This is a genomic window from Pseudonocardia acidicola (genome assembly GCF_012911935.1).
GTDB classification, from domain to species: domain Bacteria; phylum Actinomycetota; class Actinomycetes; order Mycobacteriales; family Pseudonocardiaceae; genus Pseudonocardia; species Pseudonocardia acidicola.
The window spans coordinates 1-26,866 of sequence record NZ_JAAXLA010000042.1 but is presented as its reverse complement, the minus strand read 5'-3'; the positions used below and the strand labels follow the sequence as shown (position 1 = coordinate 26,866).

Here is a 26,866-nt window from a genome sequence, read left to right as displayed (position 1 = left end):
GCGGTGACGACGCAGACCGGCGACGTCGCGCTGACGCTGGGCAAGGTCACGACGCGTTCGGACCTCGTTGCCGAGTCGCTGCGCGCCGCCATCCTGTCCGGTCGGCTGCGTCCCGGCCAGACGCTGGTGGAGCGCCAGTTGGCCACCATGCTGGGCGTGTCGAAGACTCCGGTGCGCGAGGCGCTGATCGCGTTGACGTCGTCGGGGCTGATCGTGATGTCCCGGCACGCCGGGGCCGTGGTCCGCACGCTTTGTGCACCCGAGGTGCGCAAGATCTACGAGCTGCGGCTGTTGCTCGAACCGTGGGCCGTCGGGCGGGCGACGCAGCGGGACGCCGCGGGGGCCGCGCGGCACGCGCGGGAGGCGCTGGCCGAGGCGGAGGCCATGGCCGCGGCCGACGACCAGGTGGGGCTCAACCTCGCCAACCGCCGCTTCCACCGCGAGCTGTACTCGCGGGCCGACAACGAGCTCGTCACCGCCCAGCTCGACCAGATGCAGGACCTGATCGCGCTGGCGCTGCAGGTGGCCGAGGTGTGGACCGGGGGTGCGCGCCCGTTCGGCAGCGTCGAGCGCGCCGAGCACGCCGGCATCCTCAGCGCCGTCGAGGCGGGTGATCACCGGCGCGCGGAGGCGCTGGCCCGGGAGCACGTGGTGCACGCCGGGTCGGCGCTCGACCTCGCCCCGGCCCCTGCCTTCCCGGCCGTGGTGGGCGCCGAACCGGACGTTGCGGGGCACAGCGCCGCAGCTCCGTCCGACGGGCCCGGCGCGGCGTAGCGTTCGGATCGGGCGCGGCCGACCGGCCGGTCCCGTGCCGGGCCCACCCTGGCCGACCCGGCGCCCGGACGAGGAGAGGCGGTCGCGCGATGGGACTGCTCCTGGCACTGCTGGTGATCTGGGTCCTGATGATCGTGCTCGGATTCGCGATCAAGACGCTGTTCTGGCTCGCGGTCATCGGCGTCGTGCTGTTCATCGCGACCGGAGTCGTCGGTGCCATCCGGCGTCGCGGGAGGGCCCCGCTGAGATAGCACACCCGCGGGTCCCGTCACGCCGTACCGCATTCGATGACGGCGGCATCACCGACGCGTCCGCTTTCCTGGCCGCGTCATACCCCTGCACGAGTTGCTTCTGATGTCGTTGCCGGAGCGAGATGTCATGCCGCGGCCGGACGACAACGTTCACGGGCCGGGTGATGCTGAGAAAGTCCTCAGCGTTTACCGAATCAATGGACGCGCTGGGCGCATTCCAGGGGGAGAGACGAGGAACCGCGAATGCGGCCGCCTCGTCCGAGTCCGACGTGACACCGTCCGTGAGTGCGGAAGATGCCACGCCGACGGAATCGTCATGGCCGGATTCGGCGATCGCCGAAACGCATGTTCCGCCCGCCGAATGGTGCCCGTGATCGTGTCGGTCGCACATCTCGTCCACGGAGGTGGCACATGGAGCATGACATCGATGCACTCGTGGTCGGTGCCGGGCCGGTGGGCCTGACGACGGCGATCGCGCTGCGCCGGCTGGATCTGCAGGTGCGGATCGTGGACGAGGCTCCCGACACCAAACGAGAACCTCGGGCGGACGTCATCTTCCCGCGGGCCGGCGAGGCGCTCGGCGCCCTCGGCGTCGGCGAGACGCTGCGGCGGAACGCGAACGAGATGCGGGAGGTGAACATCTACGCCGATGGCCGGCACCTGGGCCGGTTCCAGGTGGGCCGCTTCGAGTCGGCGTACCCGCGTGCCATGACCATCGAGCAGCACGACATCGAACGGCTGCTCGCCGAAGGGCTCGCGGGGCTGGACGTGAAGGTCGACTGGCGGACCAGGGCGACGGACCTGCGCGTCCACCCCGACCGGGTCGAGGTGCCGCTGAGCGGGCCGAACGGCGAGCTCGAGACGGTCACCCCGGCCTGGGTGATCGCGTGCGACGGCGCTCGCAGCATGATCCGGGAACGGCTCGGCATCCCCTTCCAGGGGGAGCGGCGGAAGAACATGCAGGTGCTGCAGGGAAACGTCGTACCGACCTGGCACCTGACGGACCAGCCGGGCCACGGCTACTTCTTCCTCGCACCGCACCGGTCGATCATCGCGTTCCCCACTCCGCACAACGGCTACCGCTTCTTCTGTGTCCGCGACGATCCCGAACCCGGCCGGACGGAGACCACGCTGCCCGAGTTGCGCGATCTCATCGCGACCACCGCGCACATGCCCGATCTGGAGCTCGCGCTGACCGACCCGCCCTGGATGAACCGGGCCCGGTTCGCCGACCGGGTCGCCGCCGAGTTGCGGCACGGCCGGGTGCTGCTGGTCGGCGATGCGGCGCACTCCTGGGCGCCCATCGGCGGGCACGGGATGAACGTCGGGATGCTGGGCGCGTACAACCTCGCCTGGAAGCTCGCCGCGGTGCACCGCGGTCAGGCGGCCGACACCCTGCTGGACACCTACAGCCTCGAGCAGCGCGCCCTCGCCCACGGCGTCATCCGCGACATGCGGGCCAACATCATGGAGATGTTGCTGCCGCCGCTCGCCCACCGGGCGCGCAACGTCTTCCTGAGGGCCACGCTTCCCTCCCCGACGTTCGCGCGCCGGACCGAATGGATGATGAGCGACTTCGGCCGGAACCACCGGAAGAGCCCGCTGTCCTGGGAGCGCTCCGGCCGACCGCGGCGTGGGCCCCGGGCCGGGGACCGGATCCCGGACGTCGCACTCGTCCCGCCGGCCGGCGTCGAGGCCCGGGTGCCGGTGCCCGCCGCCGGCCCTCTGACCGTCACCGCCGGTGAGCGGCAGGCGAGCCTGCACCAGCTCCTCCGGTACGACCGCTGGACCCTGCTGCTGAATGCGGCCGCTGCGGACACCGCCACCCTGGGCGCGCTGCGGAACGCCTGCGCGGCGTGCCCGGCCCCGGTGGCGGTCGTCCCCATCACCCCGGGACCGGACGCCGCGCGGACGCTGAACCGGCCCGACGAGCTCACCCTGGTCCGGCCGGACGGGTACGTCGGCCTGGTGGCACCGGCGCACCGCGTCGACCTGCTGCGCGACTACCTCGCCACGTTTCTCGCCGCGCCGCATCGCTGATCAGCGCTCTCAGCGTGGTTTCAGTGACTGGTCCCTATCGTCGCATTCGTGACGACCGCCCTGATCACCGGAGCGAGCGCCGGCCTCGGTGCCGCGTTCGCCCGCCGTCTCGCCGCCGAGGGCCACGACCTGGTCCTGGTGGCGCGCGACCGCGGCCGCCTGGAGGCGACCGCGGCGCAACTGCGGGCTGCGCACGGTGTCGGTGTCGAGGTGCTACCGGCGGACCTGACCGTCCCGTCGGCGCGGGCGCTGGTCGAGTGGCGGCTGTCCGAACCCGGGCTCACCCCGGTCGACGTGCTCGTCAACAACGCCGGCGTCGAGACCGACGACGAGTTCCCCGGCGCCCTGATGGCCGACCTGCAGGCCGAGATCGACCTCAACGTGACCGCCGTGCTGCGGCTGACCCGGGCCGCGCTACCCGGCATGCTGGCCCGCGACCGCGGCTCGGTGATCAACGTGGCCAGCTTCGCCGGTTACCTGCCGGCCCGTGGCTCGGCGTACGGGGCGAGCAAGGCGTGGGTGCTGAGCTTCACCGACACCGTCGCCGCGTCGGTGTCCGACACCGGGGTGCGCGTCATCGCGCTGTGCGCCGGGCGGATTCGCACCGGCAGCCACGAGCGGGCCGGCCGCCCCGTCGGCGCCCCCGGCTCCCCGCTGTGGCTCGACCCGGACGACGTCGTCGAGGCCTGCCTGCGCGACCTGCGTCGCGGCCGGCGGATGTGCACACCGGGCCGGCTGTACCGCAGCGTGGTCGCCACCCTGGAACTGCCGCGACGCACGCTGCGGCTGCTGGCCCGGCTGGCCGGGCGCAGCCGCGAGCAGCAGCCGGCCGCGGCGCCGGCCCCGTCGCTCGCCGGGGCGGGGGCGGGGGAACGGGACCGCGGCGAGCACCTGGTGGCCTGAGGGCCGTTGCCGGGCAGGACCGGGCCCGCGGCCGGGTCGGTGGACGACGTCAGCGGCCCAGCCGCTCGCGCAGCCCGCTCGCCCGGCTCACCGGCCGGCCGACGGCGACCCGCACCGCCTGCTCGGTGCCGACCACCCGGACCACCGCCCGCGCCCTGGTCACGGCGGTGTAGAGCAACTCCCGGGTGAGCAGCGGGGACTCCGCGGGCGGCAGCACCACGGTCACCCGGGCGAACTGGCTGCCCTGGCTGCGGTGCACCGTCATCGCGTACACGCTCTGCACCCCGGACAGCCGCGCGGGCGCGATCAGCGTCGGGCTGCCGCCGCGGGCGAACGCCGCCCGCACCCCCGTGCCGTCGCGGACGATGACCCCGGTGTCGCCGTTGTAGAGCCCGAGGTCGTAGTCGTTGCTCGTCACCAGCAGCGGACGACCGGGGTACCACTCGCCCTCGGTGCCGTCACCCGGACCGCCTGCCCCCGGCCCGGCCGCGGCCAGCCAGTTCTCGATCTCCGCGCTCCAGCGCGCGACCCCGTACGGGCCGCGGCGGTGCCCGCACAGCAACCGGTGCGCCTCCAGCGCGCGCAGCGCCGCCGCGGCGTCCCCGGCGCGGGCGGCGGCGGTGACCTCGCGGGCCGCGGTCAGCACGTCGGCACGCAGCCCGTCCAGCCCGGCCGGGTCCCGGCCCTCCAGCGAGTCGGTCTCCACGAACAGCAGGTCGTCGGTCCCGGCGCGCAGGTGGGCCAGCGCCTCGTCGGCGTCGCCGCGCTGCACCGCACGCGCGAGCCCGGCGATGGCCCCGCCGAACCGGAACGTGCGGTCCAGGGTGACCACCCCGTGCACGACCGGCGCGTCGCCGGACCGCAGCGCGCCGACCGTGCGCAGCCGCGCGTCGAGCGCCGGTTCGGGCTCGCCGGCGGCGCGGGCGAGATCGCCCAGGACGGCGCCGGCCTCGACCGAGGCCAGCTGGTCCGGGTCGCCGACCAGCACCAGCCGGGCGTCCGGCCGGACCGCCTCCAGCAGCCGCGCCATCAGGGTCAGCGACACCATCGAGGTCTCGTCGACGACGATCACGTCGAAGGGCAGCCGGTTGGTCCGGTCGTGCCGGAACCGGCTGGTCGAGCCCGGGCGACGGCCCAGCAACCGGTGCAGTGTCGACGCGGGCAGCGTGCCCAGCCGTGCCCGGTCGGCGGCGGACAGCTCGGCGGTGTGCTCGCGGACCGCCTCCTCCAGCCGAGCCGCGGCCTTGCCGGTGGGCGCGGCGAGCGCGACCCGCGGCGGCGGGCCGGGCTGGTCGTGCAGCAGCGCGAGCAATCGGGCGACGGTCGTGGTCTTGCCGGTGCCGGGGCCGCCGGCGAGCACGGTGACCCGGCGCAGCGCGCTGACCGCGACGGCGAGCCGCTGCCGGTCGGGGCCGTCGGCGGTGAACAGCCGGTCCAACCCGGCCCGCAACCGCTCCAGGTCGACCGGCGGCGGCGCCGCGGCCGCGCGGTCGCGCAGCTCGATGCGCACCAGTTCCTCCTGGCGCCAGTACCGGTCCAGGTAGAGCAGCCCCTCGGCCATCCGCAGCGGCCGGCCGGCCGGTACCTCGGCGTCGCCGGTGCCGGCGGCGACCAGGGGACTGCGCTCGCACGCCGCCCGCCACCCGGCCGGGGCGGGCCAGGGCAGCGCGGAGACGTCGAGCAGCTCGTCACCCTCACCGAGCACGGTGTGGCTGACCGCGTCGAGGTCCACGCAGACCGAGCCGTGCCGAATCCCGCGCACCACCAGCGCCGCGGCGAGCAGCGGCAGCTCGTTGGGCTCCCCGCCGAGCCGGCCGAGCCGGGTGGCGACGTGCACGTCGGCCGCGGTGAGCACGCCCGCGGCGTTGAACACCTGCAGCAGCCCGGACGCCGAGCGGGCGAACCGCGGGTCGTGGACGTCGATCTCGGTGCCGGACGCGGTCACGCCGCTCCCTCGTCGAGCAGTCGGGACAGGTCCTCGACCAGCGCGGCCGGGGGCGCCCAGCTGAACACCCCGCACGGCACGCCGCCGACGGTCGGGGTCTCCGGGCCGCACATGCCGCGCAGGAACAGGTAGAGCACCCCGCCGAGGTGCCGGTCCGGGTCGTATCCCGGCTGGCGCCAGCGCAGGAAGCGGTGCAGGGCAACCGAGTACAGCAGCGCCTGCAGCGGGTAGTGCGCCGCGATCATCGCGTCGGCGAGCAGCGGCGGGCTGTAGTGCGCGGCCGTCAACGGCTCCCGGCCGGCCGGGCCGACCGGGCCCAGCCAGTTGGTCTTGTAGTCGACGACGAGGTACCGCGGTCCGTCCGCGGACCGCAGCCGCAGCACCGCGTCGACGCTGCCGGTCAGGTAGCCGCGCAGCGGCTGGCGGGCCAGCGCCGGGGAGCCGAGCAGCTCGGGATAGCGGCGCAGCGGGTCGTCGCCGGGCAGGTGCCGGCGCAGCAGCGGGACGACCGCGCCGAGGGTGAGCCCACGGGTCGGGGCGTCGCCGCCGGCCAGCGGGAACTCGAAGTCGAGCTCGGCGAGCCGGTCGGCCGGGGCGACGTCGCGCAGCGCCATCCCGCCCGCGAGCGGACCCAGCGGGGTCTGCACCACCGGGACCAGCGCGGCGGCGAGCTGATCGGGGTCGAGCGCGGCGGGCCGGCGCTCCAGCTCGTCGCGGGCGCGGGCGGCGAGCTCGCCGAGCAGGTCGGGCGCCGTGGTGTCGGCGGTCTCGAACACCGCGTGCACGAGCGTCCCGAACCCGGTGCCCACGGGCAGCTCGGCCATCGGGGACGGCACTGCCGAACCGGGCCCGCCGGTGACCGCCGGCACCGCCACGCCGGCCGAGTCGATGTCGTCGGGCTCGTCGCTGATGCCGCGCACCTCCGGCTCGCTCCCTACCCCCGCCGGGCCGTGCGCGTCGGCGGTCAGCGCGCTGTAGGAGGTGCGCCGCCACGCGGTGTCGAGCACCCGGTCGAACAGCGCCGCGCTCATCCCCCGAACCGGCTCCACGGGCGGCCGCCACGTTCCGTCCGGGCGATTCCCGACCGTCTCCACGGCCAGGTTCGCCGACTCCAGGGCGCGCAACCCGGCGAGGACCGCCGCGTCGGCCGGCACGGCGTACGCCTCCGCCGGCGTCGTGCCCGGAGCGGGGCGGCCGATGAGCAGCCGGTGCAACGCCGACGGCGCGGTGTTCGTGCTCGGCACCCACCAGGTGACGACCTGGCAACGGGCCCGGGTCATCGCGACGTAGAGCAGCCGCAGGTCCTCGCCGGCCTCCTCGGCGCGATGCCGCGCGGCCCGCTCCGCCCAGCCCGGCCCGGCCTTGCCGCCGACGTCGAGCACCCGGCCCCCGGCGTCGTCGTGCAGCAGCAGCATGTCGGGCTCGCGGGGGACGAACCGGTCCCAGCCGAACGGCACGTACACGATCGGGAACTCGAGGCCCTTGCTGCGGTGCACCGTGACGATCTGCACCGCGTCGGCGTCGGACTCCAGCCGGCGGCTGCGCTCGGTGCCGGTGTCGGCCTCGGCGTCGGCGATGCGGTGCCGCAACCACTCGACCAGCGCCGTCGGGCCGAGATGGCCCTCGGTCGCGGCGCCGTGCAGCGCCTGGCCGATGTGCCGCAGGTCGGTCAGCCGCCGCTCCCCGTCGGTGACGGCGAGCAGCCGCTGCGGCAGCCGGGTGCTGGTCGTGACGGCCTCGAGCAGCGCGGCGACCCCCCGCTCGCGCAGCACCCCGGCCCAGCCGCGCAGCGTGGTGCCCAGCTCGTCGACCAGGTCCTCGCCGGCGCACAGCTGCGCGACGGTGTATCCGAGGAAGCAGGTCAGCGCGGCCGCCCGGACCCGGCTCGCCCGCTGCGGCTGCTCGACGGCCTCCAGCAGGGTCAGCCACTCGGCCGCGGTCGGGGTGGCGAACACGCTGGCCGTGCCGGTCAGCACGGCCGGCACCCCGGCGGCGTGCAACGCGTCGCGGACCAGCGAGCCCTGTGCGTTGGTCCGCACCAGGACCGCGACGTCGCCCGGGCGCACCGGCCGTTCCCCGTCGCGTTCCCGCAGCCGCGCCGAACCGGCCAGCAGCGTCGCGACGTCCGCGGCGACGTCCGCGGCCACCACCTCCCGGGCCGGGCCGACGGTGCCCAGGTTGCGGCCGGTCAGCGTCGGCAGCCGGTCGCGGCCCACCACCCGCAGCCGCAGCGGCGTCGTCACCGGGGCGCCGGTGAGCCGCTGCCCGGGATGCGCGGAGGCCACGGGCCGCACGACGATCCGCTCGTCGCCGAGCGCGGCGCCGCAGAACACGGTGTCCAGCGCGGCGAGCAGCCCGGCGTCGCTGCGCCAGTTGGTGCCGAGCGTCGCGTGCGCGCCCGCGGAGTCGGCCGCGGTCAGGTAGCTGACGACGTCGGCGCCGCGGAACGCGTAGATCGCCTGCTTCGGGTCGCCGATCAGCACCAGCGTGGTCGAGAGGTGGAAGGCCCGTTCCAGGATCTCCCACTGCACCGGGTCGGTGTCCTGGAACTCGTCGACCAGCACGACCTTGTAGCGGGCCCGCAGCCGGGCCCGGGCGGCCGCCCCCCGCGACCGGTCGGACAGCGCGTCGGCCAGCCGGGTCAGCATGTCGTCGTAGCTGAACAGCCGCCGCGTGCGCTTGCGCCGGTCGACCTCCCGGCGGACCGCCTCGGCGAAGCTGCGGCGCACGCCCGGCCCGCTGCGCGCGTCGGCACCGGCCGGTTCGAGGCGGGCCTGGCCGTCGGCGACGGCGCGGCGGGCCAGGTTCAGCGCGACCTCGCGGGTGAAGTCGGGGCTGCCCGCACCGGGAGCGGCGTACTTGCGCACGTAGAAGTCGTCGACGACCTCGGTGACCAGGTCGTCGACGGTCTCGACGAACACCGCGTCCGGATCGGCGTCGCCGACCACGCCGAGCCCGGCCAGCATCTGCTGGCAGAACTGGTGGGTCGTGGCGATGGTCGCCGCGTCGAAATGCGCGAGGGCGTGCGTGAGGCGGCGGCGCCGCTGGGCGACCTCCGCGTCGTCGGCGTCCGCCAGCAGCGCGAGGACCCGGTCGTCGCCGGACCGCGCCGCGGCCGGGTCGGCGAGCCCGCGCTCGGCCGCGACCAGGCGCTCCCGGACCCGTTCCCGCAGCTCCTGGGTGGCCTCCCGGCCGAACGTCACCAGCATCAGCTCGGGCAGCGCGGCCCGGCCCTCGGCCACGTAGCGGGTGGCGAGCGCGGCGATGGTGAACGTCTTGCCGGTACCGGCGCTGGCCTCCAGCACGGTGGTGCCGGTGGGCAGCGGCCCGCACACGTCGAACACGGCCGGGGCGAGGGTGTGGATCGTCACGGGTGGTCGACCTCCTCGGCCGCGAGCAGCGGCGTCCACAGCCGGACGGCCAGCGCGCCGAACCGGCCGGGTCCGCCGGGCGCCTCGAACAGCACCCGGGCCGGCGCGCCGCTGCCCCAGACCAGCTGGTGCGCCGGATCCTCGTTCTCCGGGCCGAACCCCTCCGACCAGGCCTTGCCCGCCGACGCCTCCGCCTCCTCGGCCGCCCCGCCACCGGCGAGGGTCCGGGCGTAGGCGCAGCTGCTGGCGGTGGCCAGCGGCAGCGGCTCACACAACCCGGCCCGGTGCAGCGCGACGAGATCGGCGAGCACCGCGGCGGCCACCGCCGGCTCGACCGGGCCGAGCGTGGACCGGGCGACCCCCGAGTAGCCGCGGCCCAGCGTGACCGCGCGCCACGCGACACCGGGGTGGGTGACGGTCAGCGCGAGCAGCTGGACCCAAGCGCGCAGCCGGTGCTTCGGTCCGAGCCGCGAGTACTCGACGCGGACCACGGCCTCCCCGTACAGCCCGCCCACGGTGCCGACCACCCGGGTGCCCGCCACCTCGGCGGCCACGTCGCGCGCCGCCGCCTCCCCGGTGCGCACCATCCCGGCCACCGCGACCAGCGGCTCGACGTTGCCCACCACCTTCTCCAGCAGCCGATGCCCCAGCGCCCCGGGCGGCAGCTCGCCGCGCCGCCACTCGGCCTGCCGGCAGCGGTCGAGCTCGTGGCCGGCCAGCCGGTCGCGCAGCAGCCGGTTGCCGACCGCCCACGTCGCGAGCCCGTCGAGGTCCACCGGCAGCGCGTCCGCGGGATCGTCGTCCTCGGCGAACAGGGTCACCCCGACCCGCTGCCGCAGGAACGCCTTCGCCGGGTGCTCCAGGAAACGGGCCAGATCGTCGAGCTCGACGGTGTCCCGGTACGGCGCCGGGGGCAGCGGTTCGGGAAGGAACCGCGCGGGCGGGGTGCGGTCCCCGGCGGCGGCCTGCGCGCCGGCCAGCCCGGCCCGGTCGAAGCTGAACGGGCCGCTGGTGCCGAGCGCGCCGTCGGCGAAGTTCCGGGCGTCGAACGGCTGCAACGGGTGGCGCACCACGACCTGATCGCGGGCCGGTCCGCCGCCCGCCGCGCGGGCGGTCGCGTCGAGGGTGTCGAGCAGCTCGCCGAGCGGGACCGCCGGTGGGCGGCGGGCGTTGGTGCGCTCGTCGGCGCCGGAGTGCACGACGACGAGATGCTCGGTCGCCGCGCAGATCGCGTCGAGCAGCAGCTGGCGGTCCTCGCTGCGCGGGTCGCGCTCGCCCACCCGGGGGTGGCGGGCCAGCACGTCGTCGCCGTCGGCCTCGCCGGCCCGGGGGAACACGCCGTCGTCGAGCCCGAGCAGGCACACCACGCGGTGCGGCACCGAGCGCATCGGGACCAGCGTCGCGACGGTCAGCGTGCCGGTGCGGAAGTTGGCCCGCGTCGGGCGGCCGCGCAGCCGATCCGTGAGCAGCCCGCGGATGTCGGCCAGGCCGAGCGGCACGGTGCCGGCATGCGGTCCGGCGGCGCGGGCGACGTCGGCGAGTTCGGCGCGGGCCTGCCCGGCCTGCCAGGCGTCCGTCGGTGCGGTCGCGGTGAGCGCGTCGAGCGCGCCGGCGAGCGCGGCGCACCACTGCGCGAGGGTCCGCTCTCCGGTGAGTCCGGCCAGCACCGCGCCGAGCCGGTCGACCAGCTCGGCGAACCGGCCGACCAGCTCGACGTCGGAGCTGTCCACGTCGTCGAGCGGCAGCGCGGTGCCCAGCCAGTGCTGGTCGTCGGCCGACATCGCGACGCCCAGCAGCATCCGGTCGAGCCCCGCCGCCCAGGTGTTCTGCGGAAAGCCCTCAAGCCGGTAGGGCCTGCGGTGCTCGCCGTCGAGGCCCCAGCGCACCCCGGAGCCGACGACGAGATCGCGCAGCCGGTCCAGATCGTCATCGTCGAGGTGGAAGCGGCGGCGCACCGGCGCGGACGCCGCCAGGTCGAGCACCTGGGACGCGGTGAGCCGGGCGTCGGCCAGCTCGAGCAGCCCGGCGACGGTGTCGAGCAGCGGGTTGACCTGGCGCAGCGCCCGGTCGGCCAGCCTGACCTGCAGCCGGTGCCCGGGATGGGCGAGATCGGCGCCCGGCGTGCCGCCCGCCTCACCCGGGCCCAGCCCGAACGACGCCGAGATCAGCGGCGCGAACGTCTCGATGTCCGGGCACATCACGAGGACGTCGCGCGGCTCCAGCGTGGGGTCGGCGGCCAGCAACCCGAGGACGACCTCGCGGAGCACCTCGACCTGCCGGTCGGGGCCGTGGCAGGAGTGCACCTGGACGCTGCGGTCGGCGGGATCCAGGCGCGGCAGCGCGTCGGTGACGGCGGGCGCGCGGTCGTCGCGCAGGGCGTGCTGCAGCAGGCCGAGCAGCGTGCCGGGGTGGGCGGCCCCGGGATGGTGGTGTACCGCCGCCCCGGCCGGCAGCCGCAGCTGCAGCTCCCGCACGTCGCGACCCAGCGACGCGAGCAGCGGGTGCTGCGGCACGTCGGCGCTGGCGTCGGTGGCCCGGTGCCGCACCGTGCCGGCGAACGGCGCGACCGCGTCCCACAGCGCCGGCGAGGGGTGCGGCAGCCAGAGGTGGACGTCGCGCTGCTGCGCCAGCGCGGCGAGCACCGCGAGATGGCCGGCGGGCAGCCGGGTCGGGCCGAACAGCGAGAACCGTGGCGGCAACTCGACGACGCCGGGGTCGGTGGACAGGGCGGCGCAGGCGGCGTCGAGGCGTTCGGCGGGGCCGGGGGTGCCGATCCGCTCCCGCAGCCGGCGCCACAGCTCGGGCTGCCAGCGCAGGTCCTCGGGCAGGGCCGTGCCGCCGGCTGTGTCGTCGACGTCCTCCCCGTCGCGCCACGCCCGCAGCATCCCGGGCCGGTGCGCGGCGTAGGAGGCGAACAGGTGCGCGAGCCGCCGGGCCACCGCGTACCGGCGGCCGTGCCGGTGATCGGGGCCGGCAGCGCCGTTCCCCGCGCCGTTCCCCGCGCCGTTCCCCGCGGCGCCCAGGTGTGCGCTCAGCGCCGCGAACCGGGCCTCGCCCGCGCTCTCGTCGACGACCTCCAGCAGCGGCCACACGGCGCGGGCCGGGTGCCACGGATCGGCGTCCGCGTCGACGCCGGCCGCGGCGCAGATCGCCTCCGCGACCACGGTGGCGGGGGAGGGGAACAGCACGTGCGCGCACACGCCGTCGCCGCGGCCCGCGGTGGTTCCGAGCCGGTGCGAGAGCCGCTGCCCCAGCCAGCGCTCGATGCCGCGCTCGGGCACGGCGACGATCTCGGCCGCGAACGGGTCGGACAGCGGCGTGCGCAGCACCTCGGCCAAGGCGTCGGCCAGCCGGTCGGCGCGTTCGGCGCGGTGCACGTGGAGCACGCCAGGGAACCTAGCCGGGGGCACCGACGGTGTGATCAGGTGGCCGTCACCAGTTCGATGGCGCGTAGTCCTTGAGGAAGCAGCCGTGGAGGTCCTCGCCCGCCTCGCCACGCACGATCGGGTCGTACACCCGGGCCGCGCCGTCGACCAGGTCGAGCGGGGCGTGGAAGCCCTCGTCGGCGAGCCGCAGCTTGGTCGGGTGCGGGCGCTCGTCGGTGATCCAGCCGGTGTCCACCGCCGTCATCAGGATCCCGTCGCGCTCGAGCATCTCACCGGCGCTGGTGCGGGTCAGCATGTTCAGCGCGGCCTTGGCCATGTTCGTGTGCGGGTGCCCCGGGCCCTTGTAGGCGCGGCTGAACTGGCCCTCCATCGCCGACACGTTGACGACGTACTTGCGCCGCGCCGCGGCCGCGGCCATCGCCGGGCGCAGCTTGCTGACCAGGATGAACGGCGCCGTCTGGTTGCACAGCTGCACTTCGAGCAGTTCCAGCGGGTCGATCTCGTCGACCATCTGGGTCCAGCTGTTGCTCTCCGCGGTGTCCGGCAGCAGGCCGCCGGCGTCGATGGCCGTCCCCGCGGCGATCCGCTCGGGCGAGGCGCTGCGCGCGGTGAGCGCGAGCTCGGTCAGCGTCTGCGGGGTCTCCTGCAGGGCGCTGGTCAGCGCGGCCGGGTGCGCGTCGCTGATGTGGGAGAACGTCACGACGTCGGGCAGATCCCCGGCCGGCAGCGGTGCCCGCTCGGCCTCGACGAGCGGGGCGTAGGAGCCGGGGGAGCGGCGCACCGTCTGCGCAGCGTTGTTGATCAAGATGTCCAGCGGGCCCTGCGCGGCCACGGTGTCGGCCAGCGCGACGACCTGGGCCGGGTCCCGCAGGTCGATGCCGACGATCCGCAGCCGGTGCAGCCACTCCGCGCTGTCCTCCATCGCGGTGAACCGGCGGACGGCGTCGTTCGGGAACCGGGTGGTGATCGTGGTGTGCGCGCCGTCGCGCAGCAGCCGCAGCGCGATGTACATCCCGATCTTGGCGCGCCCGCCGGTGAGCAGTGCCCGGCGGCCACGCAGGTCGGTCCGGGCGTCGCGCTTGCTGCGGTTGAGCGTGGCGCAGGGCGGGCAGAGCTGGTGGTAGAACGCGTCGACCAGGTGGTAGCGCTTCTTGCAGATGTAGCAGGCGCGCGAGCGCAGCAGGGTGCCCGCGGTCGCCCCGGTGGCCGTGGCGACGAGGGGCAGGCCGCGGGTCTCGTCGTCGATGCGGCCGGGGGCACCGGTGGCCGTCGCCGCGGTGATCGCGTCGTCGGCGGCGGCGACCGCCTCGCGCTTCGCCGCGCGGCGCCGCTGTTTGATCATCTTGTAGACGCGGGCGGTGGCCCGCCGGACCCGGACCGCGTCGGGGTGCTCCACCGGCAGGTCGTCGAGCGCGGCGAGCACCCGCAGACAGGTCTCCAGCTCGTCGGGATCGATGCCGGTTGCCGCCACGTCCCGGTCCTGCTCCGCCGTGGTCACAACCGCTTGCACTCCTCGCCCGTCCGCCGCATGGCCGCGGAGAACTGTACGCAGCCGGGTCCGGTCGACCGGCGTCAGTCCTCCAGCTCGGCCAGCGCCTTCTTGGCCTGCTCCAGCTCGGCCTCCAGCTCGGCGACCCGGGCCGCGCGCTGGGCACGTGCCGCGCCGATGATCTCCTCGATCGGCCCGGACAGCTCGGCGTGCAGTTCGGCGGCGGCTCGCGACACATCGGCCGCGCTGACCGGCAGCGCCCGGGCGAGCCACTTGGTGCCCTGCTTCAGGTCGGCCTGCCAGTCCCCGTCGGCGGTGCCGCTGACCGTCAGCGTGAGCTCGACGACCCGGGTGGTGCGTGCCGTGGAGCCCTTGGGCCGGCCGCGGCGACGCTTCTCCGGCACCGCGCCGGCCTCGGCGGCTGGTGCGGCCTTCTCCGGCTGGTCCTCACGCGTGTCCACGTTCATCTTGCGGCGTGTTCCCTCTCCTGGCGGCCCCGGCTGCCGGGGTCGGACGGTGCGATCGACAAGGGTGATCGTAGAACAGATGTTCGACGTGGCCGCCTCCGGGCGCGCCGGAGTGTGACCCGTGGAGCAGACCTGTGCATAGGTGACTTATATAAGTCAGTGATGTAATTGACCGGTGACCCGCTCCGCGCCGACGACCGGCACCGACCTCACCCAGCTCGCCGTGGCCCTGGAACGCACCGCGAGCTGGCTGCGCCGGGCGAGCCGGCCGGTCGAGTGGAACGCGGTGGCGATGTCGACGCTCGACGCGCTCTCCCGGACCGGCCCGCAACGCGTCTCCGGCCTGGTGACACAAGAACGCATCACCCAGCCCGGGATGACCGGTCTGGTCGCGCGGCTGGCGGCGGCCGGGCTGGTCGAGCGCAGCCCCGATCCGCGGGACGGGCGCGCGACGCTCGTCGCGATCACCCCGGCCGGGCGGGAGTACGTCGCGACGTTCCACGAGAGCAGGGCCCGGACCGTGGCGGCGCACGTCGGCAACCTGCCGGATGAACAGCAGCGGGCCCTGCTGAGCGCGACGGCGGCGCTCACCGCCCTCGCCGCGCAGCCGATCGCCGAGGACGCGGTGCGGGGGGACCGGCGATGAGCGACGCGTTCGAGCTCGGCTGCGACGGCCCGGCCACCGTCGTCGTCGGGGTCGACGGCTCGGACACCGGCTGGCGCGCGCTGTACTACGCCGTCGGCCAGGCCCGACGGCAGGGCAGCCGGGTGCTCGCCGTCTACGCCGAGCGGCTGCCCGCGGCGAGCTTCGCCGTCGCCGGCACGGTCGCGATCCCGACCCTCGACGAGGCGGCCGACGCGCAGTTCCGGGCCTCGCTGCGCACGACCGTCGAGGAGTTGGGGCGCGAGCAGGGCGTCGACGCGCAGTTCGTCCTGGCCGAGGGCGACCCGGTGCTCGCCCTGACCCGCGTCGCCGAACAGGTGCACGCCGACGCGATCGTGGTCGGGGCGAGCATGCAGGCGGGCCACCGCCTGTTCGGATCGGTCGCGGTCCGGGCGGTCCGCGCCGGCGGCCGGCCGGTGACGGTCGTCCCCTGAGCCTGCCCGGCGGCTCAGCCGCGGCGGCTGCGCGACGGGCGGCGTGCCGGGGCGGCGGTGAGCGGGTCGGCCGGCCAGTCGTGCTTGGGATAGCGGCCGCGCAGCTCGGCGCGGACCTGCGGATACCCCGTGGACCAGAACGACTCGAGATCCCCGGTCACCGCGGCCGGGCGGCCGGCGGGGGAGAGCAGGTGCAGCACGACGGGAAGCCGGCCGCCCGCCACGGTCGGCGTCCGGGTCCAGCCGAACACCTCCTGCACCCGCACCGGCAGCACCGGCCGGTCGCCGGAGTAGTCCAGCGCGATGTGCGAGCCCGACGGCACCTCGATCCGTTCCGGCGCCAGCTCGTCCACCGTCGACGCCAGTTGCCAGCCGGTCAGGGCGCGCAACGCCGCCCCGGCGTCGATGCGGCCCAGATCGGCGCGGCTGCGGGCCGTCGCCAGTGGCCCGGCGAGCCAGCCCGCCGGGTCCTCGGCCCCGGCGAGCAGCGACTCCTCGTCCACCGCAGGCCAGGGCTCCCCGATCACCCGGTGCAGCACGGCGAGCCGGTCGCGCAGGGAGCGGGCCGCGGTGGTCCAGTGCAGCAGGCCGGTGCCGGCCGCGCGCAGACCCGCGACCAGCGCGGCGCGCACCCGTTCCGGGTCCGGATCCGCCAGCGGCCGCTCCTCGAGCACGATCGCCCCGAGCCGCCGGACCCGTCGCGCCCGCAGATCACCGGAGCGCCACGCCACCTCCTCGCCGTCCGCCAGCAGCGTCGGCGCCGCGCGCTCGGCGAGCTCCCGGTCGGCCGGTGCGGCCAGCCGGACCCGGGCGTGCGCATCGCCCGGCCTGCGGTCGGCGATCGCCACCGCCAGCCACTCCTGCTCGGCCAGCGGGCTGCCCGCCGGCAACTCGACCGCGGTGCCGCCCGCCATGAGGTACAGCGGCGACCCGGGGCCGCGGCGGCGGGCCAGCCGTTCCGGGTGGGCCAGCGCGACGACGAGCGCCGCGTCACCGGCCGCGGCGGGTTCCGCCGCGGCGCCGGGCCGCCCGCCCGCCGCGCGCCCGCCCGTGGCGCGCACCTCGGCATCCGCGGCGCCGGGCACCGCTCCCGCCAGCCGCGTCAACCGCCGCACCTCCCGGCGCCAGCGCCCCGACCCCGGCGCCGCCCCGCTCCGCAGCCGTCCGAGCTCCGCGCCCAGCTCCGTCCCGGCGGTCAGCGTGTCGTCGTCGAGGACCGCGACGACCTCCGCCGCGGTCCGTGCGCCCACCAACGCCGCCCCGTCCAGCAGGGCGCGGGCCAGTCGGGGGTGCAGCCCGAGATCGGCCATCCGCTGTCCCCGCTCGGTCACGCGATCGGCGGCCAGCGCGCCCAGCGCCCGCAGCACCTCCTGTCCCGCCCGCAACGGGCCCTCCGGCGGCGCGTCCCACCAGCGCAGACCGCCCCCGTCGGGGGTGCCCCAGCAGGCCAGGTCGAGGGCCAGCCGGGTCAGGTCGGCGGTGCGGATCTCGGGTTCGGGATAGCGGGGCAGCGCGGCCGTCTCCGCCTCGGGCCAGCAGCGGTAGGCCCGGCCCGGTGCCTGCCGCCCGGCCCGGCCTGCGCGCTGCTCCGCGACCGCCGCCGACACCCGGACCGTGACCAGCCCGGCCAGGCCGCGGCGGTGGTCGACCCGCGGCACCCGCGCCAGTCCGGCGTCCACGACGGCACGCACCCCGGGCACGGTCAGGCTCGACTCCGCGATCGACGTCGCCAGCACCACCCGGCGCCGCGGACCGGCCACCAGCGCGGCGTCCTGCTCCGCGGCGGGCAGCCGGCCGTGCAGTGGCACCACGTCGGCGTCGGCGAGCCCGGCGAGCGCGTCGGCGGTCCGGCGGATCTCCGCGACGCCGGGCAGGAAGGCGAGCACGTCGCCGTCGCCGTCGGCCAGCGCGGTTCGCACGGCGCGGGCGACGGACGCCTCCGGACGCTCACCGCGGGCCGGTGGGACGTGGTGCACCGCGACCGGGAACGTCCGCGCCGCCACCGACAGCACCGGCACCCCGCCGAGCACCGCCGTGAGCCGGTCCGCGGCCACGGTGGCCGAGGTGGCGAGCAGCCGCAGATCCGGACGCAGGCCCTCCCGGGCGTCGAGCAGCAGCGTGAGCAGCAGGTCGGCGTCGAGATGGCGCTCATGGACCTCGTCGAGCAGCACCGTGCCCACCCCGGCCAGTTCCGGGTCGCGGGCGAGCCGGCGCAACAGCAGCCCGGACGTCACGACCTCGATCCGGGTGCGCGCCGACACCCGGGAGTCGCCGCGCACCGAGTAGCCGACGGTGTCGCCGACCTGCTCGCCGAGCAGCGCCGCCATCCGGGCCGCGGCCGCGCGGGCCGCGACCCTCCGGGGCTCGGCGACCAGCACCCGGCCGGCGCCGGCCGCGCCCAGGGCGAGCGGCACCACCGTCGTCTTCCCGGTGCCGGGTGGCGCGACGAGCACCGCGGCGCCGTGCGCGTCCAGGGTCTGCGTGACGTCGTCGAGGACGGCCCGCACCGGGAGATCGGGCAGGTCGGCGGGCAGTCGCACGGGGAACCAGTCTGCCCGCTACGCGCCGGGTGGTCCTCAGCCCACCCCGGTGGCGGGCGGCCCCGCATCGCGGGGGGCCGGCGGGGTCTGCGGCCGCGGGCGCAGCGCCCGGAAATGGACGGTCGCGCAGACCAGCGCGGTGCCCAGCATGCTCACCGCGACGGCCGCCACGCCGCCCAGGCCGCCGGCCAGGAGCGCCACGGCGAGCAGGACGCACGTCCCGCAGAACACCGGTGCCCGCACGGAATGCGACAGCAGAAGCGGCTGGCCGGTCCGGAGTTCCTCGGCCAGATCCGGGAACTGCAGGACGAGGTGGCTCTCGAGATCCTCGAGCCGTCGCTGCTCACCGACGGTCAGGCGCGGCTCGGACTCCGGAGGTGTCACGGCTGCGGGGTACCCCTGCACGCGTGCGGTCCACACACCTCCGATCGGACCCTTTCAGGTACGCCGGACGGCCGTTGCAGACCACCGGCCCGGGATCGGCGGCTCATCGCGTTTGCGGATCAGGTAGGGCGGCATGAGCAGGGCGTGCATCGAGGTGTTCTGCAGGCACGCCAGCGAGTCCTCGGGACTCTCGGCGAGCGGATCACCGGGTTCGCTCAGCGGATTGTTGAGCAGCACCGGGCAGCCGGTTCGGGCCCCGAACGCGGCGAGCAGCGCGTGCAGGAACGGGCTGTGCGCCGGATCCACCGTCTGGATCCGCGCGGTGCCGTCGACATGGGTGATCGCCGGCAGCACCGCGCGGCAGGGCTCAGGGACGCCCGTCGCGAGCAGCCTCGACGGCGCCGGGCCCGCGTGGTCGACGATCCCCGCCGCGGCGTCGCGCGGCACCACCGATGCCGGCGGGTGGAACCACTCCCGGCCGGTGACCCGGGAGTTGATGAAGTCCTGCATCCCGGGACGGCGGGGGTCGGCGAGAATGCTGCGGTTACCGAGCGCGCGCGGCCCGGACTCGCTGCGGCCCTGGTGCAGGCCGACCACCCGGCCGAGCTCGAGCAGGTCCACGGCGTCGGAGACGAGGTCGGCGGGCTGGGAGGCGACCAGGCCCGCCGCGGCGGCCGTGACGGCCTCCTTGATCGCCCGCTCGTCGGGCGGGGGGCCGAGGAAGTCGTCGGTCCAGCGGAACTCGCTCGGCTCCCCGAGGCACTCGATCATGCCGTACAGGGCGCAGCCGAGCGCCGTACCGCCGTCGTGCGGGCTGGGTGGGACGAACACCTCGTGGAACGGCCCCTCGCGGATCAGCCTGCTGTTCGCGGAGCAGTTCAGTGCGGTGCCGCCGGCGAAGCACAGGTCCTCCAGGCCGGTCTCGCGGTGCAGCCAGTCCGCGATCTGCAGCATCGCCGCCTCGAACGCGGCCTGGCCCGCCGCGGCGAGGTCCGCGCAGTCGGTGAAGGAGCCGGTGCCGTCGCAGAAGTGGGTGAACCGGTCGTGCTGGGCGAACAGTTCGAGCCAGGCGTCCGGGATGAGCACCCGGTTCCCGTCGACGACGAGGCCGGGCAGCCCGAACGCGCCGGGCCGGCCGTACGGGGCCAGCGCCTCGACCTTCGCCTCGTTGCCCTCGCCGGGGAACATCGCGCGGGTCAGCAGTGCGTAGAAGCAGCCCAGGCCGGTCGGCTCGCGCCAGTCACCGTGCCACAGGTGCTTGCCGAGGCACTCGACCCGGCCGCGCTCGCACACGTAGAACGACGCGACCTCGAGCATGTGCGGGGTGGCGTCGTACCCGGCCGGCTCGGTGAAGTCCGGCGCCCGGCTGCCCTGGGCGTCGATCACCATCACGGCGGCGGCGTCGAACGGCGACGGGGGGAACGCGCTGAACAGGTGCGCGAGGTGGTGGGACAGCCGGGTGACCGGCGTGCCGGTGCGGAAGGTGAGGACCGTGGCGAGTTCGTCGCGGTAGGTCTCGAGGTTCTCGCTCTCGGGGTCCGAGGAGTAGCACTCCACCACGAGGTCGACGGGCTCGGTGAGCGCGGGAAGCCGTGGCACGTAGAGGTTCGTCAGGTCCCCGGGGCGGCCCCAGTGGTGCCGGTGCCGGGTGATGCGCTCCTTCTGCAGGCTGTACACCGTCCGGGGTCCGCGGGCGAGGCAGACCGATGCGCCCTCGGCCCGGTTGATGCCGATGACGGTGGGAGCGTCGCGCATCGCCCTCACCTCCTGGGGTCGCGCGAGACGCTGGAGCTACCCCGGTCGGGCGCCCGCAAAACGCCGCGCGACCCCGCTCGGCGCGGGGCCGTTCGGCGGTGCCACGACCGGCTCGGCTACGCCGCCGGTGCGGCGACCGGGCCGCGCCCGGTGGCGCCGGCGGCGGTCCGCGGCGCGGTCAGTGCCGACACCACGACGACGGCGAGGGCAGCGCCGGCGGCGACGGCGAACAGCACCGTGTACGCGGTCCCGGCGGGGATCGTCCGGCCCCCGACCTGAACGGTGAACCCGGCGGTCACCGCGGCCACCACCGCGCGCCGCGACAGCAACGCCGACACCGGGCTGAACAAGGCCATGGAGATCCCGATCGGGAGCAGCAGCAGGCCCGCGGCGACCAGCGACTGCCCGAAGCCGTACCCCGTCGCGACCGGGGCCTGCAACACCTGGGTGCTCGTCATCAGCGAGGCGAACATCGCGAACCCGACGAGCACCGAGGTCACGTTGGTCCACAGCACCGCGGGGCGGGCGCAGACGCGAGGAACTCACCAGCGCGATGCCGCCGCCGACCCGATGTCCGGTCGAGGCGCTTCACGGGACTGCCGCCGCAGCCCGCCGTCGTTTACGGTCAGAACTGACTGCCACGCGGGCAGCTCGGAGGAGTCGCGGGGAGAGCAGTTGAGTCAGGTGAGTACCGGCACGGACGCCACGGACGCCACGCGTGTCGCGGAGGCCGCCCGGCGGGTGATCGCGGAGCACGATCCACGGTCGGTGCCGCAGCGGGAGTTCCTCGGGGCCTGCTTCGCGGCCGGCCTGTCCTGGGTGCACTTCCCGGAGGGCCTCGGCGGTCTCGGGGTGTCCCGGGGGCTGCAGGCCGTCGCCGACGAGATCCTGCAGGGTGCGGGTGGTCCCGTCCCGTTCTACGTCAACCCGATCGGCTACGGCATGGCCGCGCCGACGGTGCGGGAGCACGCGCAGTCGGCCGGCCTGGCGCGGGAGTGGCTGCGCCCGCTGGCCACCGGCGAGCACATCTGGTGTCAGCTGTTCAGCGAGCCCGGCGCCGGGTCCGATCTGGCCGGGCTGGCCACCTCGGCGGTCCGCGACGGCAACGACTGGGTGATCAACGGGCAGAAGGTCTGGACGAGCCTGGCGCACCGCTCCCGGTGGGCGCTGCTGCTCGCCCGCACCGACCCCGACCAGCCCAAACACAAGGGCCTGAGCTACTTCGTGCTGGACATGCACGCCCCCGGCGTGCAGACCCGGCCGCTGCGGCAGATGACCGGGCAGGCCGAGTTCAACGAGGTCTACCTCAGCGACGCGCGGATCCCCGACGCGCACCGGCTCGGCGCCGTCGGCGACGGCTGGCGGGTCGCGATGACCACGCTGATGAACGAGCGTTCGGCGATCGGCGGGGGATCCAGCGTCCGCGGCACCGGCACGATCGCCGATGCCGTCGCGCTGTGGGCACAGCGTCCGGACCGGCACACCCCGGTGCTGCGCGACCGGCTGGCGGCGCTGTGGACCAGAGCCGAGGCGCACCGGCTCACCGGCGAGCGCGCCCGGCGGTCGGCCACCGCCGGCTCGCCGGGGCCGGAGGGCTCGATCAGCAAGCTGGTCTCGGCCGAGCTGAACCAGCACGTCTACGAGTTCTGCATGGAACTGCTCGGCCCGGAGGCCACGCTCTACGGCTCCTACGCGGTGAGCGAGAACGGCAGGGACGCCGACCGGCGGGGTCCGGTGCAGCAGCGGTTCCTGCGCTCGCGCGCCAACACGATCGAAGGTGGGACGTCCGAGGTGCTGCGCAACATCCTGGGGGAGCGGGTGCTGGGCCTGCCCGGTGACCTGCGGGCCGACGCGAACCGGCCGTGGCGGGAGGTGCCCCGTGGCTGAGCCGTCGCCTACCTTCGTCTTCTCCGCCGAGCAGCAGGACCTGCGCCGGGCGGTCCGGCAGTTCTGCGCCGAGTTCTCCGACGAGGCGACGGTGCGCCGGCTCATGGAGTCGCCGATCGGGTACGACCCGAAGCTGTGGTCGCGGCTGGGCACCGAGCTCGGGGTGCTCGGGCTCGCCGTGCCCGCGGAGTACGGCGGGGCCGACGGCGGGCTGGTCGACCAGGCCGTCGTCGTCGAGGAGTTCGGGGCCGCGCTGCTGTGCGGCCCGGTGTTCGGGACGGTTGCGCTGGCCATCCCGGCACTGGTCGCGGCGTCCGATCACGCGGCGAAGGCCGAGCTGCTGCCCCCGCTGGTCGAGGGCGCCCGGACCGCGGCGCTGGCCGCGCCGGAGCGGGGCGGGCGCTTCGAGCCGGCCGCCGTCGCGGTCCGGGCCCAGGCCGCGGGGGAGAGCTGGACGCTCACCGGGGAGGTGGCCCAGGTCGTCGACGCGGCCGCGGCCGACCTGTTGCTCGTCACCGCGGCAGGCCCCGACGGTTTCGCGCTGTTCGCCATGGAGGGCGCGGCCACCGGAGTGGCCCGCACACCGTTGTCCACGCTGGACCTGACGCGGCAGCAGGCGGCGCTGCGGCTGGAGGACGCACCCGCGCGGCTGCTCGCCGGGCCCGACGAGATCGCGCGGGTCGTCGGGCACGCGTTCGAGGTCGGCGCGGTGCTGCTGGCCGCCGAGCAGGTCGGCGGCGCGCAGCACCTGCTGGACCTGACCGTGGAGTACGCGAAGAGCCGGATGCAGTTCGGGCGCCCGATCGGCTCGTTCCAGGCCGTCAAGCACCGGTGCGCCGACATGCTCGTGGCCGTCGAGCACGCCCGTTCCACGGCCTACCACGCGGCGTGGGCGCTGCAGGACGGCACCGACCACCCGGCGCTGGCGACCGCCATCGCGCAGGCCACCTGCTCGGACGCGTACTACCGGGTCGCCGCGGACACCGTGCAGGTGCACGGCGGTATCGGCTTCACCTGGGAACACCAGGCGCACCTGTACTACAAGCGCGCGGTCACCGACGCCGCGTTGCTGGGCGGCGCCGAGGCCCACCGCGACCGCATCGCAACCCACGTCCTCGACACGGCCGCCCCGTCTCCCGTCGCGCCACCCGTAGCGGCAGGCTGAGCGAGGTTCGTCGAGAACGGCGTTGCGGTAGAAATCCCGCGCTGAAACGACCGTAACGCCGTTCTCGATCAAACGCCCACGGGAACGGGGCCCGGTCGGTGATCGTGGTCGAATGCTGGACGGGCCGTTTCGGGGTGCGGAGGCGATCGCGCGCGGAACGGTCACGCCCGGCCGGTTGCGCGGCCCGGCGTTCGACCAGGTGTTCCGCGGCATCTACGTCCCGGCCGGGACGAAGGTCGATCTGGTGGTCCGGTCGCGTGCGGCGGCGCTGCTGCACGGCGGTCGTGGTGCGCTCGCCGGGTACTCCGCGGCGGCGTTGCTCGGAGCGGGGTGCCACCCGGCGAACGCGCCCGCCGAGATCGTGGACCCGTGGGGGACCGTCCGCGCTCGCCCGGGCCTGCTCGTCCGCCGCGGCCGGCTCGCCGCGGACGACGTCTGCACGGTCGCAGGCTGCCGGGTCACCGGCCCGGTGCGCACCGCCTGGGACCTGGCCCGCCGTCTCGAGCTCGTCGAGGCCGTCGTCGCCGTCGACGCGCTGGCCCGGTGCGCAGGCTTCGCACTGCGCGCCCTTCTGGACCACCGCACCGCCCACCCGGGAGCCCGCGGCTGCCGGCGCCTCGACCGGGTCGTCGCCCTCGCCGATCCCCGGGCCGAGTCCGCGATGGAGACGCGGTTGCGGCTGCTGCTGATACTCGGCGGGCTGCCGGTACCGGAGTCGCAGTATCGGATCGTCGACGAGCGCGGACTCGTCCTCGCCCGCGCCGACCTGGCCTACCCGGATGCGAAGCTCGCCATCGAGTACGACGGCGAGTTCCACTTCCGGCGCGACCGCTCCGGCCGTGACAACCGCCGCGACGACGCGTTGGCGCAGATCGGCTGGGAGACCGTGCGCTGCATCGACGAGGACGTGCTGGCCTACCCCTCCCACACCCTCACCCGCATCACTCGCCTCCTCGCCGCCCGGGGTGGGTCGACGAGAACGGCGTTACGGTAGCGAATCCGCCCAGAATCGACCGTAACGCCGTTCTCGATGCCGGCTCACACCGGGACCAGGGCTGTCGCGCGGGCCCAGGCGCCGCTGCCGGCGGCGACCTTGATCGGGAAGCAGGTGATCGTGGCCCCGGTGGGCGGTAGCTCGTCGAGACGGGCGAGCTTCTCGATCTGGCAGTACCGCCGGTCCGCGCCGGCGAAATGCGCGGGCCACAGCCGGTCGGGGTCGCCGGTGGTGCGCCACTCCTCACCGATGCGGGGGTAGGGCCGGTCCAGGCTCCAGGCGTCGGTTCCGATCAGCCGTACGCCGGAGTCGACCAGGTGCAGCACGGCGTCGCGGCCCAGCCCGGACCCGTGCTCCCAGAACTCCGTGCGCCCCCACAGCCGGTCGGCGCCGGTGCGGAACGCGACGACGTCACCGGGGGTGAGCGCGTGGCCGATCGCGCGCAGCCGGGCGTCGATCAGCGCGGGCGTGATCAACTCCCCGGTGCGCAGGTCGGAGACGTCGAGGACGACGAGCGGCCCGATGAACCACGACAGCGGGACCTCGTCGATCGTCCACGCCGGGGCGCCCTCGGCGGTGGCCGCGTAGTGCCACGGGGCGTCGACGTGGGTGCCGGCGTGCGTCGACGCGGTGACCACCTCGCCGGCGAACCCGGCGCCGAGCGGCAGCGCGCCGGCCGGGATGCCGTACCAGTGTTCCCACAGCTGCGCGCCGTCGGTGTGCGAGGTGCGGGCGATCTGCGGTGGCGCGGGCTCGCTGGGGGTCGGCCCGAGCGGATGGCTCAGGTCGACCGGGCGGACCCGGCCCCCGGGCAGGGTGACGACGTCCTCCGGGGCGGCGCTCATGCCGGCGACGCTAGGCCCCGCCACGCCGTGGCTCTGGGCCGGCCGGCCCCCGGTGTGCGACGGTGATCGGCGAGGCGAGGCGAGGCGAGGTGAGGGAGAGCCGATGGCTGTATCGACTCCGGCCGGACGACGGGCGCCGTTCGCGCGACTGCTGGTGGCCAACCGCGGGGAGATCGCGGTGCGGATCCTGCGTGCGGCCGCGGAGCTGGGGATCGCGACCCTCGCGGTCTACGCCGCGGACGACGCCGACTGCCTGCACGTGCACAAGGCCGACGCGGCGGTGCCGCTGCGCGGCTCCGGGGTCGCGGCGTACCTCGACGTCGAGCAGCTCGTCGAGGTGGCCCGCGCGCACGGCTCCGACGCGGTGCACCCCGGCTACGGTTTCCTCAGCGAGAACCCCGCCTTCGCCCGGGCCTGTGCGGCGGCGGGGGTGCGGTTCGTCGGCCCGCGCCCGGAACTGCTGGACGTCTTCGGCGACAAGACCCGGGCCCGGTCGCTCGCGGCGGGCGCCGGGGTGCCGGTGCTCGCCGGCACGGCCGGGCCGGTCGACCTCGCCGGGGCACAGGCGTTCTTCGCCTCGCTCGGGCCGGACGCGGCGGTGATGCTCAAGGCGGTGGCCGGCGGCGGGGGCCGCGGGATCCGGCCGGTGACCCGCGTGGACGACCTGCCGGCCGCGTTCGCCGCGGCGTCCCGGGAGGCGGCGACCGCGGTCGGGGACGGGGCGGTCTACGTCGAGCAGTTGCTGCGCGGCGCCCGGCACATCGAGGTGCAGATCCTCGGCGACGGCACCGCGGTGGCGCACCTCGGCGAGCGGGACTGCAGCATCCAGCGCCGGCACCAGAAGGTCGTCGAGATCGCCCCGAGTCCCGGGCTGGCCGCCGACCTGCGGCAGCGGCTCACCGCGGCGGCGGTCGCGGTCGGGGAGGCGGCCGGGTACTCCGGCGTCGGCACGGTCGAGTTCCTCGTGGGCGGGGAGGGCTTCGCGTTCCTCGAGGTGAACCCCCGGTTGCAGGTCGAACACACCGTCACCGAGGAGGTCACCGGCGTCGACCTCGTCCGCGCGCAGTTGCTGCTGGCCGCCGGGGCGACGCTGGCCGAGCTGGGCCTGACCCAGCCGCCGGCCCCGCGGGGGTTCGCGCTGCAGGCCCGGATCACCACCGAGACCGTCGCGCCGGACGGCGCGCTGCAGCCCGCCGCGGGCACGATCGCCGCCTTCGACCTGCCGTCGGGACACGGCATCCGGGTCGACGCCGGCGGTTACCCCGGTTACCGCACGAGCCTGCGGTTCGACCCGCTGCTGGCCAAGCTGATCGTGCACGCACCGGACTTCCCGACGCTGGTCGCGAAGGCGTACCGGGCGCTGTGCGAAGCCGACATCACCGGCGTCGGCACCAACCTCGCGCTGCTGCGCGGCGTGCTCGCGGACCCGTCTGCTGGCCGCCTTCGCGATGGCCAGGGCGCCGTACTCGACGAAGCTGCCCGGATCGCACAGGTCGTCGAGGTTCTCGCGGGCGGTGCGGTGCCCGGTGCGGCGGCGCCGCTGCACGGCTTCGGGGCGGGCCGCGTCGAGCC

General features: G+C 75.6%; 20 protein-coding genes. 10 read left to right on the top strand and 10 right to left on the bottom strand.

Going from position 1 to position 26,866, the window contains the following annotated elements:
- The first annotated feature begins 3 nt into the window (after positions 1-3).
- The 4 genes from HF526_RS21020 (at position 4) to HF526_RS21005 (ending at position 3,968) form a co-directional block, all read left to right on the top strand.
- Positions 4-774, top strand: coding sequence for an FCD domain-containing protein (locus HF526_RS21020; RefSeq protein ID WP_169383259.1), 771 nt, complete (start codon positions 4-6; stop codon positions 772-774).
- Positions 775-863: 89 nt separating this feature from the next.
- Positions 864-1,025 (top strand): hypothetical protein, encoded by a 162-nt coding sequence (locus HF526_RS21015; protein ID WP_169383258.1) that lies wholly within the window; start codon positions 864-866, stop codon positions 1,023-1,025.
- A gap of 411 nt (positions 1,026-1,436) precedes the next feature.
- The gene (locus tag HF526_RS21010) at positions 1,437-3,065 is read left to right on the top strand and encodes an FAD-dependent monooxygenase (RefSeq protein WP_169383257.1); all 1,629 of its coding nucleotides are present in this window, start codon (positions 1,437-1,439) and stop codon (positions 3,063-3,065) included.
- A gap of 48 nt (positions 3,066-3,113) precedes the next feature.
- A complete protein-coding gene (locus HF526_RS21005) occupies positions 3,114-3,968 on the top strand; it encodes an SDR family NAD(P)-dependent oxidoreductase (protein WP_169383256.1) in 855 nt (284 codons plus the stop codon).
- Positions 3,969-4,017: 49 nt separating this feature from the next.
- On the opposite strand, the gene recD is transcribed toward HF526_RS21005, so the two are convergent.
- The 5 genes from recD to HF526_RS20980 form a co-directional block, all read right to left on the bottom strand.
- Positions 4,018-5,913, bottom strand: coding sequence for an exodeoxyribonuclease V subunit alpha (gene recD, locus HF526_RS21000; protein WP_169383245.1), 1,896 nt, complete (start codon positions 5,911-5,913; stop codon positions 4,018-4,020).
- Positions 5,910-9,284, bottom strand: coding sequence for a UvrD-helicase domain-containing protein (locus HF526_RS20995; RefSeq protein WP_169383255.1), 3,375 nt, complete (start codon positions 9,282-9,284; stop codon positions 5,910-5,912). Before HF526_RS20995 ends, recD begins: the two co-directional genes overlap by 4 nt.
- Complete coding sequence (gene recC, locus HF526_RS20990; protein ID WP_169383254.1) at positions 9,281-12,670, bottom strand: exodeoxyribonuclease V subunit gamma; 3,390 nt, start codon at positions 12,668-12,670, stop codon at positions 9,281-9,283. Before recC ends, HF526_RS20995 begins: the two co-directional genes overlap by 4 nt.
- Positions 12,671-12,716: 46 nt before the next feature.
- Positions 12,717-14,168 carry an SDR family oxidoreductase gene (locus HF526_RS20985; RefSeq protein WP_338051634.1) on the bottom strand — a complete coding sequence of 484 codons (1,452 nt, stop codon included), beginning with the start codon at positions 14,166-14,168 and terminating at the stop codon, positions 12,717-12,719.
- A 74-nt stretch (positions 14,169-14,242) separates the two neighbouring features.
- The gene (locus HF526_RS20980) at positions 14,243-14,626 is read right to left on the bottom strand and encodes a DUF6319 family protein (RefSeq protein WP_239028953.1); all 384 of its coding nucleotides are present in this window, start codon (positions 14,624-14,626) and stop codon (positions 14,243-14,245) included.
- 175 nt (positions 14,627-14,801) lie between these two features.
- Between HF526_RS20980 and HF526_RS20975 the strand changes: the two genes are divergently transcribed.
- The gene (locus tag HF526_RS20975) at positions 14,802-15,272 is read left to right on the top strand and encodes a MarR family transcriptional regulator (RefSeq protein ID WP_169383253.1); all 471 of its coding nucleotides are present in this window, start codon (positions 14,802-14,804) and stop codon (positions 15,270-15,272) included.
- A complete protein-coding gene (locus tag HF526_RS20970; protein ID WP_169383252.1) occupies positions 15,269-15,724 on the top strand; it encodes a universal stress protein in 456 nt (151 codons plus the stop codon). The genes HF526_RS20975 and HF526_RS20970 overlap by 4 nt, the downstream gene beginning before the upstream one ends.
- Before the next feature lie 14 nt (positions 15,725-15,738).
- On the opposite strand, the gene hrpB is transcribed toward HF526_RS20970, so the two are convergent.
- The 4 genes from hrpB to HF526_RS20950 all read right to left on the bottom strand — a co-directional run bounded on the left by hrpB (position 15,739) and on the right by HF526_RS20950 (position 20,918).
- Positions 15,739-18,264, bottom strand: a complete 2,526-nt coding sequence (gene hrpB, locus HF526_RS20965; protein ID WP_169383251.1) for an ATP-dependent helicase HrpB — start codon at positions 18,262-18,264, stop codon at positions 15,739-15,741.
- Between the two features lie 36 nt (positions 18,265-18,300).
- A complete protein-coding gene (locus HF526_RS20960) occupies positions 18,301-18,648 on the bottom strand; it encodes a DUF3040 domain-containing protein (RefSeq protein ID WP_169383250.1) in 348 nt (115 codons plus the stop codon).
- 54 nt (positions 18,649-18,702) lie between these two features.
- A complete protein-coding gene (locus tag HF526_RS20955) occupies positions 18,703-20,403 on the bottom strand; it encodes a carbamoyltransferase C-terminal domain-containing protein (RefSeq protein WP_169383249.1) in 1,701 nt (566 codons plus the stop codon).
- Positions 20,404-20,519: 116 nt separating this feature from the next.
- A complete protein-coding gene (locus HF526_RS20950; protein WP_169383244.1) occupies positions 20,520-20,918 on the bottom strand; it encodes a hypothetical protein in 399 nt (132 codons plus the stop codon).
- 169 nt (positions 20,919-21,087) lie between these two features.
- On the opposite strand from HF526_RS20950, the gene HF526_RS20945 reads away from it, so the two are divergent.
- The 3 genes from HF526_RS20945 (at position 21,088) to HF526_RS20935 (ending at position 24,449) form a co-directional block, all read left to right on the top strand.
- Complete coding sequence (locus HF526_RS20945) at positions 21,088-22,290, top strand: acyl-CoA dehydrogenase family protein (RefSeq protein WP_338051633.1); 1,203 nt, start codon at positions 21,088-21,090, stop codon at positions 22,288-22,290.
- Positions 22,283-23,455, top strand: coding sequence for an acyl-CoA dehydrogenase family protein (locus HF526_RS37010; protein ID WP_169383248.1), 1,173 nt, complete (start codon positions 22,283-22,285; stop codon positions 23,453-23,455). The genes HF526_RS20945 and HF526_RS37010 overlap by 8 nt, the downstream gene beginning before the upstream one ends.
- A gap of 112 nt (positions 23,456-23,567) precedes the next feature.
- The gene (locus HF526_RS20935; protein WP_169383247.1) at positions 23,568-24,449 is read left to right on the top strand and encodes an endonuclease domain-containing protein; all 882 of its coding nucleotides are present in this window, start codon (positions 23,568-23,570) and stop codon (positions 24,447-24,449) included.
- Positions 24,450-24,493: 44 nt separating this feature from the next.
- On the opposite strand, the gene HF526_RS20930 is transcribed toward HF526_RS20935, so the two are convergent.
- Positions 24,494-25,294 carry a cyclase family protein gene (locus HF526_RS20930; RefSeq protein WP_169383246.1) on the bottom strand — a complete coding sequence of 267 codons (801 nt, stop codon included), beginning with the start codon at positions 25,292-25,294 and terminating at the stop codon, positions 24,494-24,496.
- 103 nt (positions 25,295-25,397) lie between these two features.
- Between HF526_RS20930 and HF526_RS20925 the strand changes: the two genes are divergently transcribed.
- Positions 25,398-26,866: ATP-binding protein (locus tag HF526_RS20925; protein ID WP_275404123.1), on the top strand; the 1,469-nt coding region annotated here is incomplete at its 3' end.

Excerpts from the sequence above, each read along its gene's own strand:
- HF526_RS20970 (WP_169383252.1), top strand. The coding sequence starts at position 15,269 with ATGAGCGACGCGTTCGAGCTCGGCTGCGACGGCCCGGCCACCGTCGTC.
- HF526_RS20980 (WP_239028953.1), bottom strand. The coding sequence starts at position 14,626 with ATGAACGTGGACACGCGTGAGGACCAGCCGGAGAAGGCCGCACCAGCC.
- HF526_RS20930 (WP_169383246.1), bottom strand. The coding sequence starts at position 25,294 with ATGAGCGCCGCCCCGGAGGACGTCGTCACCCTGCCCGGGGGCCGGGTC.
- HF526_RS21010 (WP_169383257.1), top strand. The coding sequence starts at position 1,437 with ATGGAGCATGACATCGATGCACTCGTGGTCGGTGCCGGGCCGGTGGGC.
- HF526_RS21015 (WP_169383258.1), top strand. The coding sequence starts at position 864 with ATGGGACTGCTCCTGGCACTGCTGGTGATCTGGGTCCTGATGATCGTG.
- HF526_RS20935 (WP_169383247.1), top strand. The coding sequence starts at position 23,568 with ATGCTGGACGGGCCGTTTCGGGGTGCGGAGGCGATCGCGCGCGGAACG.
- HF526_RS20955 (WP_169383249.1), bottom strand. The coding sequence starts at position 20,403 with ATGCGCGACGCTCCCACCGTCATCGGCATCAACCGGGCCGAGGGCGCA.